This window comes from uncultured Leptotrichia sp. (assembly GCF_938036635.1).
Classification (GTDB): Bacteria; Fusobacteriota; Fusobacteriia; order Fusobacteriales; family Leptotrichiaceae; genus Leptotrichia; species Leptotrichia hongkongensis.
The window spans coordinates 1-10,118 of record NZ_CALHQO010000121.1 but is presented as its reverse complement, the minus strand read 5'-3'; the positions used below and the strand labels follow the sequence as shown (position 1 = coordinate 10,118).

6 protein-coding genes are annotated in these 10,118 nt (G+C 29.8%); 1 reads left to right on the top strand and 5 read right to left on the bottom strand.

Going from position 1 to position 10,118, the window contains the following annotated elements; translation table 11 throughout:
- Nucleotides 1–1,122, top strand: a 1,122-nt coding sequence (locus tag Q0370_RS02200) for a CapA family protein (RefSeq protein WP_367270809.1), incomplete at its 5' end; no start/stop codon positions are given.
- Nucleotides 1,123–1,190: 68 nt separating this feature from the next.
- On the opposite strand, the gene Q0370_RS02195 is transcribed toward Q0370_RS02200, so the two are convergent.
- The 5 genes from Q0370_RS02195 to Q0370_RS02175 form a co-directional block, all read right to left on the bottom strand.
- Nucleotides 1,191–2,450 carry an RND transporter gene (locus Q0370_RS02195; RefSeq protein ID WP_299571517.1) on the bottom strand — a complete coding sequence of 420 codons (1,260 nt, stop codon included), beginning with the start codon at nucleotides 2,448–2,450 and terminating at the stop codon, nucleotides 1,191–1,193.
- Nucleotides 2,451–2,466: 16 nt separating this feature from the next.
- On the bottom strand, nucleotides 2,467–5,130 hold the full coding sequence (locus Q0370_RS02190) for a molecular chaperone (protein ID WP_299571515.1): 2,664 nt from the start codon (nucleotides 5,128–5,130) through the stop codon (nucleotides 2,467–2,469).
- 163 nt (nucleotides 5,131–5,293) lie between these two features.
- A complete protein-coding gene (locus tag Q0370_RS02185) occupies nucleotides 5,294–6,193 on the bottom strand; it encodes a serine/threonine-protein kinase (RefSeq protein ID WP_299571512.1) in 900 nt (299 codons plus the stop codon).
- Nucleotides 6,150–7,565, bottom strand: a complete 1,416-nt coding sequence (locus Q0370_RS02180; RefSeq protein ID WP_299571509.1) for a hypothetical protein — start codon at nucleotides 7,563–7,565, stop codon at nucleotides 6,150–6,152. Before Q0370_RS02180 ends, Q0370_RS02185 begins: the two co-directional genes overlap by 44 nt.
- 15 nt (nucleotides 7,566–7,580) lie before the next feature.
- Nucleotides 7,581–9,950, bottom strand: a complete 2,370-nt coding sequence (locus Q0370_RS02175; RefSeq protein ID WP_299571507.1) for a protein phosphatase 2C domain-containing protein — start codon at nucleotides 9,948–9,950, stop codon at nucleotides 7,581–7,583.
- Nucleotides 9,951–10,118: the final 168 nt, after the last annotated feature.

The window sequence follows — 10,118 nt, the reverse complement described above, 5'->3', positions numbered from 1 at the left end:
TTTATTATTTTAGTTTCTATACTTGTAATCATAATAAATCCCAATTTTAAAAATTTTAGGAATAAATTTATTAATTTTGAAAAAACAACCGACGCTAAAAAATCAAATACTCAAAAAAATCATAAATCTGATGAAAAGACAGAATTCACAATAATTGGCGTTGGAGATATAATGCTTGGCTCAAATTACCCTTTTGAATATCTGCTTCCTAAAAATGATGCCAATATTCTTGAAAATACGCAAAATACACTGAAAAATGCTGACATAACTGCAGGAAATCTGGAAGGAACACTATTTGATACAGGCGGAACTCTCAAAAGCTGTAATAATCCAAATGTGTGTTATGCTTTTCGTATGCCTTCAAGATATGGGACATATTTAAAACAGGCTGGATTCGACTATTTGAGCATTGCCAATAACCATAGCAATGATTTTGGAGAAATTGGAATTAAGGAAACCATGAAAAATCTTGATAATTTAGGAATAAAGTATTCTGGAATTAAAGATATAGCTGAAAGTGCTGTTTTAGAAAAAGATGGAAAAAAATTTGGATTTATTTCATTTTCTCCAAATTCAGCTACTGTAAAACTAAATGATTATAATTATGCAAAAAAACTTATTTCTGAATTAAAATCAAAAGTTGATATTGTAATTGTTATGTTTCACGGTGGAGCCGAAGGTGCTAATGCTGAACACATTACTAAAAGACATGAAATTTTTCATGGCGAAGATAGAGGAAATGTTTATGAGTTTGTCCATTTTGCTATAGACAATGGAGCTGATGTAATCTTTGGGCAAGGCCCTCATGTTACAAGAGCCGTAGAACTATACAAAAATAAATTTATTTCATATAGTGGAGGAAATTTTGCAACTTTCGGAAAAATAAATATTTCTGATTCAATGGGAATTGCACCTATTTTAAAAATCAAAATAAACAATAAAGGAGACTTTATTTCTGGAGAAATTATTCCAGTAAGACAAACTTACAAAAGTTTAGGCCCTTTTATAGATTCAGAAAAATTAGCAATAAAGAAGATAATTTTCTTGAATAAATCTGATTTTCCAAATGGAAATGGACTTTTTATCAGTGAAGAAGGAAAAATTAATAAAACCAACAATTAAAAGTTCTTCTTTCATTTAATATAAATTTAAAAAGTATCACTAAAAATCAGGATAAAAACATCCTGATTTTATTTTCTTTTCAGTCTGATAATCTCCCTCTCATTCTTATCCATTCTATTCCCCAGCTTTTCATTTTCCCGCTCTAACCTTTCCAATTTTTTCTTCTTTTCAATTTCTTCATTCTTAATATTCCTTCGTTCCACAATCACATTATTCCCAATTTTATCATCAGGATTCCCAATAATTTCCATTCCTTCTCCAATATCCATTCCAAAAATTTCAATTTTCTCTCCATTATCCATCCCAATAAACACTTCCTTTTCTTTAACCAAATTATTCTTATCAATCAAATAAATATAACTTTTTTGATTTTTAAAAATAACAGCCTTTTTTGGAACAGCTAGAATATTCTCTTTTTTCTTATAAATCACACGAATATCCACTTGCTCGTTTAAAAACAAATCCTTAAATAAAGTTGGTAAAAACTCAAATACATTCATATCCGCAATTTTATTGATCTTAAATAATTCTGCTTCAATAACCTTTTTTTCAGAAAATAAGTCCGAATTCTCTTTTGTCTTATCCTTATCTTTCAAAATTTCCTTATTTTTATCATTTTTCATTTCAATTAATTCTTCAAGTGTTTTTTCTTCTCCAATTTTTTTATCTTTTCTCCTAAAAATACTAATTTTGGCAACATTTCCAATATTCAGATTTTTAACTTTCTCACTTTTCACGCTTTCACTAACTATTTTTAAATCTTCCCTTTTAGCAAGAATCAAAATAGGCTCATTTTTATTTGTAATTCCGCCTTTCACTGCATTAATTTTCACAATATAAGCATCAAATGGACTTCTTACACTTCTCTGAACCAATCTTGTATTTCTCATTTCATCTTTAATTTCAATTTCCAATCCTGATATTTCTCCGCTTAATTCCTGAATTTTCTGACTAACATCAGCTCCCAATTCCTTTTGTTTTTCCAAATTTCGTAATTCCCGATTTTTAATCACTAATAACATACGTTTTTCATTCAATCCATTTTTCTGATAATCGCTAAATTTCACTATTACATCGCCCTTTTTTACAAAATCTCCAGCCTTGTAATAAACATCATCAACGGATAAATTCACATCCAGTCCAATTTTAGTAATATTATGTGCAACAACAGTTCCTTTCATATCCACAAAAAGTTCAAGATTTTCACGTGTTATTTTTTCAATAACATATTTCTGATTAATTTTGGGAGTACAGAATTTTATCATAAAAAGAATAATAAAAATAAAAATTGTGGGCATTATCCAAATTATTTCATCTTTTTTTCTCAAATTTCTCTTCCTTTTTTTAGTGGTTTCCGTCAAAATAGGAATTTTCACTTAAATTATCTTCATAAGGGAAATATTCCTTTCGTCCAAGATAAAGCTGATCTGATTTCCTTTGGATTGGAACTACAAAAAATCCCCAGTTATTCAAATCAGTATAAATAAAAAATCTTACTGTGTTGTTTTGAATTGTATCGGTATCATTTTGAGAAATTATATTTGTAAATTCAGGCAAAATTTCCTGTGCATCCATTTCTTCATAATTATCCTCATTTTTATAAATCATCTCTTTTTTCAATTCGCCTTCTGCAGTATAAACATAAATTTTTAGTTCTTCAGCAGAAATCTTTTTATCAATCTGTCCAATTAGAATATCAGCCTTTCGTGAAGTCTGTATCATTTCCACTTTTTCCCCATCGTATTTTTCCACCCACACAGAATACGGCACAAGCGGAACTTCATTTACAATTTCCACATCTATATGTCCAAAACGCTTATAATCCAGATATTTTATAGCTCCATCCAGACAGTTCAGTTTTAGCTCGTAATCATCACGATGGCTCAGTTCCTTGTATTCAATCATCTTTCCCGGCACAAATTCCTTTAGTACTTCCTGAAATGTACTGATTTTCGTTGACTGCCCACTTAATTTTATTAATGAATATTCAAAAAGCAGCCCTTCCTTGTAATATGTATTCAAAAATTTTCTGAGCATTCCGTAAATATCAGCTTTTACGATTTTTTCAATTTCTTTTATAGTAAAAATATGTCTTGGATAATCTGTTATTGTGGTAAATATTCCATTTTTATAAATATGAATTTTCCAGCTTTTTAACTGCGTTATATGAATATCATTCCGTTTTTCATAATTTCTGGGTACATCAAAACGTGTTCGCAGTCTTCCATCGGATGTAAAAAATTCTTTTTTAAGATTTTCAGCGGCTTCCCATAACATATAAAAGTTATTCCGTATTTTTTGATATTCTTCACTCATTTTATTCTCAAACTGCGAATATTTTGTAGGAATCACATTTTCATACTTTTCATATTCCAAATTCAGATTTTCAAAGATTTTCTCAACACCGCTGTCATCAATTACCTTGTAAATCATATCATTGTCATATTTTATCAAATCATTAATAGAAACGACCCTATTTTCAGAATATCTTGCCCCAAGTACAATTTTCAAAAACTGCATAATCCTGTAAGTCAAGTCATTTCCACCAAAATTCTCATCCCCGTTTTCAAAGCTTGTTCTTATATCCAGATAATATGAAATTTTGTCCTTACTAATCACATATTTACAAGCTGCCAAATCCGTCGTCCCGCCACCACAGTCAATAATTAATGCACTATATTCCTCGTTTTCCTTATATTTCCCCTTCCTTATCTGTATCTCAATTGTATTGTACAACACTGCAATCGCTTCATCCATCACATTTTCACGGATAATCTCATATTCATAATTTTTCTCGCTTGAAATTATATTTTTTTCAGAAATTTCAGAATTCTGATTTTTATTAAATTTATTTTCCACCATAAAAATTTCCTGAAACATCGTCAAAAACTGCTCCTTTAATTTTACAGGGCTGGAAGCGTGAATTTTTTTAAATTTGCATTTAAACATATATTCAGCACGATTTACAACATATTTTAAGTACGCCTTTATTATTTCCTTTCTTTTCACATACAGAATATTTCCAAACTCATCATTAATTTTCTCAAGTTTATTATGCTCATGAACCCACCTTTTCAAGCTGTAAAAAATCGAGCCATTGACAATATAGTCATTTCTCTCCAACTTTCTTATCACATCGTACCCAAATGAATACTTAATATTATTAGCATCGCTGCAATCATCAACATAAACTAATGTTGGAAAAATCTCACGGTAATGTCTCTCTCCATCATCAAATTTTACATAATTTATCGCATCTATCATTACATTTCCATTCAAAATATCGTTAGTAGGCAAGTCCTTCACATAATTTTTATCCAGATATGCCCCCACAGCCGTATTTACTGTCCCAAAATCAATACAAAGCGGTGTATTCGTAGTTTCCAGATTTTTCACAATAAAATTTTCAATTTCAACTTTGTAATAATCCATCTGGTACGGATAAAGCGGCATCATCTCATCTTCCTTCAAATTATAAAACTTATGAATAAATTTTAAATCATTTTCCTTAAAGAACAAAAATGAAAATTTATTATTTCTCAGCGTTTCGACTCTAAAAAATTCCTTTTTACTAATCAGAAAATACTTATTCCTGCTATTTAAATCCTTTTCCAGCTGGAAAATCCCACACAAGTAATTATTTGCATTTATAAGAAAAACATTTGCACTGCTCACATTTTCAGGAATTTCAATTTTATAATTGTCTTCCCTCATCAAATCAAGCTCCTTGTATAAAATAATCTTGTGTGGCACCCGTATCTTATTCTCGTGATGAATCCTCTCGCCGAGTTTATTATCAAAAAGTTCCTGAACATTCACAAGCCCGTTTTTATTATACTTGTCAATACAGTAATTTTCCTTGACTCCCCTATATTTCATCAAAAGTGCGATAAGCTCCTCTCTCGTGGGCGTTTCCACATGTACATTTACCAAATGTTCCTCAATTGCAATCTGATACATCTCATAATAAGATTTTCTTCGCAATTCCTCTTCATAAAATAATCTCATTTTTACCTTGTCCCCTTTAGTCATTAATAATGAATATTTTCTTTAAATTCAAGTTTTGGTTTTGATTTATTAATTTAAAATCCAAATAAAAAGCTATAAACATAGATTTTATTGAAATTTCTCTAGCTTGTTATAAAATCAAATCTATTAAAACGCTTTTATTTTAAGCAAAAATTTTTCTCAATTTATCAATCATTTCCCTAACACTTTCAAATCTTTTCTGCCTGTCAAACTCCAGCCCCTTTTTTATAACTTCTTCTACTTCCTTAAATTTCTCAATCTTCTCAAATCCCAAAATAACCTCTCTATCAAACTCAAGTTCTGCCTTATAAAATCTCTTAATTGCCCCATCCGCTTTCACTCCACAAAGCATAAAATATAAAAGTACCCCAAGCGAATAAACATCGGTTCTTTCATCAATCTCAACTTTCTCTGAATAAATCTCAATCGGCGAATACCCATCTGAAACCTTAACAAACTCAACCTTTTCCTTCTTTTTCAAGCTCGCTCCAAAATCAATAATCCTAATATTTCCCCTAATATCAATCAAAATATTAGAAGGCTTCAAATCACAATGAATAATTCCCTTTTTATGAATTTTACAAACTACTTCGGCAATTTTAAAAAATATTTCCAAAATATGATTTATCCTCTTTTTTCCATTTTTTATCCGATTTTCTAAAATATATTTTTTCAAGGTAACTCCACAAAAATATTCAGTAACAATATAATTTGTCCCATTTTCACTAAAAAAATCTAAAAATTTAACAACATCATCCACAAATTTCCGTTTTCTTCTTTTAGATTTTTTCAAAAATTTATCCAAAATACATTTTTCTTTCCAAAAACTTTCTTTCAAATTTTCAAAATCCTTCTTATACTTTTCAGTGAAAACCTCTTTTCCATTTCTCATAACAATTTCTGAAGGATAACATTCCTTAATAATTACTTTTTCTCCTTGTCTATCTTCACACATATAAATATTGGAAAAATCACTTTTAGCTACATAATTTAAAATTTTATACTTCCCATTCAATATTGTTCCCTTTGATAAAAAATCCATTCTTCTTTTCCCTTTTAAATTCTCTATTTTTCACAAAATTATTCCCATTTCTATCACGCCCAAGAACTTCCCAGTTTTTCTCAATTTCCTTTTCAAGTTGTGAAATCCCATTACTTTTTACCTTATAATTTTTCTTAAAATTTCTATTATCTGCATTCAAATTTTTTCTATTATATTTTTTATTTTTAGAAACTTTCTTTTTTATTCTTGAATTATTTAATTTTTTAGCTCTTTTCTCTTTAGTTTTTATAATATTTTGAGTAATTTCCAAATTTTTTGCATAGTTTTGTTCTATTTCTTCATTTTCTATCTTTTTATTTCTTACTTCCTTATTTTCAACCAGATTACTATTCTCCAAAGTTTTTTCAACTTCATCTTCAATATTTTTCTGTCTAACTTTATTTCTTTCTATCTCTGATTGTTTATTTAAATTATTTTTCATCAAATTTGCTTTTTCTATAATTTTCTCAGCCATTATATTTTTTACTTTTTCTTTTCTTTCACCTTTCAAGTTACCCTTTTGAATATTTTTCCCGACAAAAACAAACATAAACACAAATATTACAGCCAAAAATATATATTTTACAACTTTTTCCTGTTTTTGATTTTTTTCATTAATTTCTTTTTCTAACAATTCATAATTTTTTTCCATTTCAATATCTTCAACGAAAATTGACAAAAATGGTATCACTTTTCCCAATTTTTTCTCACTAGCCTTTATCTGTTCACTTAAATTCTGTTCGACATTTAATTTACTTTTCCTATCAACATAAATCTCCTCAATTTCATTCTCATTAACAACTTTCCAAAATCCAGGACTCCCAGCCAGCAAATAATCATGTTTTTTCAGTCTTATTTTTTTGACTTGCTCTCCGCTTATCTTTTCCACAATTCTATTTTCCCTATACAAAACAAATTCAGTTTTCCCCATATTTCCAACAATCATATTATTTTTTTCAATAATAATAACAATTTGCGAATAAAAATTTTTTAAATCAAAATCTTTTTCAGCTTTATGAAATTTATATAATTTTGTTTTCTCAAAAACCACTTTATCAATGGAAGATTGTATCATCTGTTTTATGTTTTCTAGCGAAAATTCATTATTTTCCAAATATTTTTCAATAATTTTATGAACTCCAATTTTTGCTAAATTTATCTTCTCAATTTTCTCATTTTCAACATTACTATTTTCAATTTTTTGAGATATTTCTGACTTTTCCTGCCATTTTTCATTAGTCTTTTCATCAAGGTCAGCAATACACCATATTCCCTTGCTTCCATTTGGAATATATGCCGAATAAGTGTTTTTTTCAGCAATTTGTGCATATTCCTTAAAAAAGAAAGTATTTAATTTTATATTTTTTATCATTTTCCCTCCTCCCTTTTAAAAAATCTTCCAAAACTGCCACCATTTTTTATTTGCCTTTTTCTCTGCCTTTTTAAGCTTTTTCTGAATTTCAGCTATTTCATTTTGTTTTGTACCGCTTTTTTCCAGCTTTTCCTTTGCCTGCGTAAATTTTTCCACAGCTTCCTTCCATTTTTTATTCTTAAAATCATCTTCTGCTTTTCTCTTTAATAAATATCCCTCATTTTTTTCAATTTTTTTATTCAAATCCTCAATTTTAGACATCTGATTTCCAAAATTTCCATCTGCATTCACCTCTTCCAGAAGTTTCTTCGTTTCCTCATATTTTGAAATACTTTCTTCAAATCTTTCATTTATAGCCAGCTGATCAGCCTGCGTTTCCATATTTGACGCATTTTCCATTTTTCTTGTTATTTCTTGACGTTTTTGACGCTCCCGCTCCATTTCTTCCTGCTGTGCCTTGATTTCAGCTTCTTTTATCTGCAGTTGCTGTTGCATTTGAATTTCCTGCTGCCTTAACCTTTCCGAATATTCCATTTCTTGCGTTTTCAATTTTTCAGCATTCTGGCTTTCAAATTTAATAAATTCCTGTGCCTGATTTATGTATTTACTCACAGCATTTGCATTATTCGTATCCTTCATTTTCTGATAAATATTTTTAGCCTGCGTTAGAATATTTATTGCTTGTGCTGGATTATTGGCAGTTATTTGCGAAAGCCCTTCCTGAACGAGATTATTGGCAGTCTGTAAATTAGCATTTTGCTGGGAATTAAGTTCCTGTATCTTATTGTCAATTTCTCCCACTTTCACAGTATCTCCAAGCACCTGGTACATCTGTCGTGCCTGATAATACGCCTCTTTTGAAGAATTAATATTGCTTTGTGCCAGCGAATCTCCTTTATTTTCAGCAAGCATTGCCCCATTATACGCTGTTTTTTCCTTATCCGTTATTTCTTCCAGCTTTTTCTCAACTTGCGAAACATAATCTGCCCTTCCATTTACCAAATACATATCAGCCGCATTTTTATAACTAACCTTTGCCAAATTGTAGCTTCCTTCATTAACCGCCGTATCTCCAGCCGTTTCCAAAGCCTTGGCTTCCTTTAATTTCACAGTTGAATTTATCCGTGAATCCAATGTAGTTAAAATCTCTTCCGTGTTCAGCTCATCCCGTTTATAGCTATTATCATTCAGGTTATACTTAGCCTGCTGATATTTTACATTCGCCTCGTCATAATTTCCGCTGTTAAACATCTCATTTCCCTCATTAATATCCGAAAATGCCTTTTTAATTTTTTCAGTTTCTCCAATTTTCTTATTTATCTCATCAATTTTCTTACTTGCATCAGCTCTTTTTTTCTCAGCATTCGTAAGAAATCCTATTATACCCTTGTTTTTAGGCTTTAGTTTTTCGTATTCTCCAATTTCAAGTTTCAAATTATCAATTGAATTATTAAAATTTTTCTTTAAGATCTCCTCATCTGCCAATTTTTCATACTGTGTTGCCGCCTGCAGAATACCATTTCGCCTTTTTACATTCCAAATTATAACAAACAAAATAATTACAACAATAATTAGCATTACAAGTATTATTTTTTTTATAAGTTTGCTTTTATCCTTTTCCATCGGCTCTGGACTTGCCACCGCCTGTACTTCTACCTGTGCAATCGTATAATTTTCGATATTATCCCTAAGTGAAGCAAGTATCCGTTTTTCCAATGAATTTAACCATTGCTTCTTATCCTCAAATCTGGATAAATCATTTTCCATATCATGCTCATCAATATTTTCCCAGAATCCTACAGTCGTCAAGCAAAAAACATCTTTTTCCATAAGTTCTACAGGTTTTTTTATAATATTTGGCTTAATTTTCCCAAAATCTCCAATTGCCTGCAGCAAATCATTTCTTTGCCTGTGAAATCTCATATCCGATATATTCAATGCCTCTTCATCCACCAAAAGCTGTGCTATCGTGTCATCTCTGCTTTGAGAAATGATATATCCACCTCTAATATGATAAAACCTTGTATTTCCGATATTTCCATATAAAATTGAATTATAGTTGCTTATTACGATTAAAAGGGAAGTGTGCATAAGAGAATATTTCTGAGTTTCTTCCTGTTTTTCCTTAACTTTCAGATTGGCATAATCCATCATTTCCTTTATTACATCATAGTTAAATCGTGGACGTAGCATAAAATATTCAATCGCAGATTCCACAGCAATCCTTGCCGCAACTTTTGCCCCTTCTTCCTCATCAAATCCATCCGCCACAGCCCAAATCGCATAATTATCCAGCAAAACATACCCAAAATAATCGTTATTTTCAGCCTTCGTCCCAGCCTCACTCAAAAATTCCGTAACAAATTTTGCCTCATCTTTCCTCATTTCTCAATTTCTCCCTCTATTTTTGATTAATTCAACTTTATAAAATATATTTTTATACTATTCCCCATTAAAAAGGTTAATATCTAGTAAATTTTGAATTGTATTCTATTTTCTAATAAGATTTAGTATTAGATTATTTTGTTTAATAACAGTTTTTCCTATTTTATA

Bases quoted from the DNA above. Each gene is read 5' to 3' on its own strand.
- Q0370_RS02190 (WP_299571515.1), bottom strand. From the start codon at position 5,130: ATGAGATTATTTTATGAAGAGGAATTGCGAAGAAAATCTTATTATGAG.
- Q0370_RS02175 (WP_299571507.1), bottom strand. From the start codon at position 9,950: ATGAGGAAAGATGAGGCAAAATTTGTTACGGAATTTTTGAGTGAGGCT.
- Q0370_RS02185 (WP_299571512.1), bottom strand. From the start codon at position 6,193: ATGGATTTTTTATCAAAGGGAACAATATTGAATGGGAAGTATAAAATT.
- Q0370_RS02180 (WP_299571509.1), bottom strand. From the start codon at position 7,565: ATGATAAAAAATATAAAATTAAATACTTTCTTTTTTAAGGAATATGCA.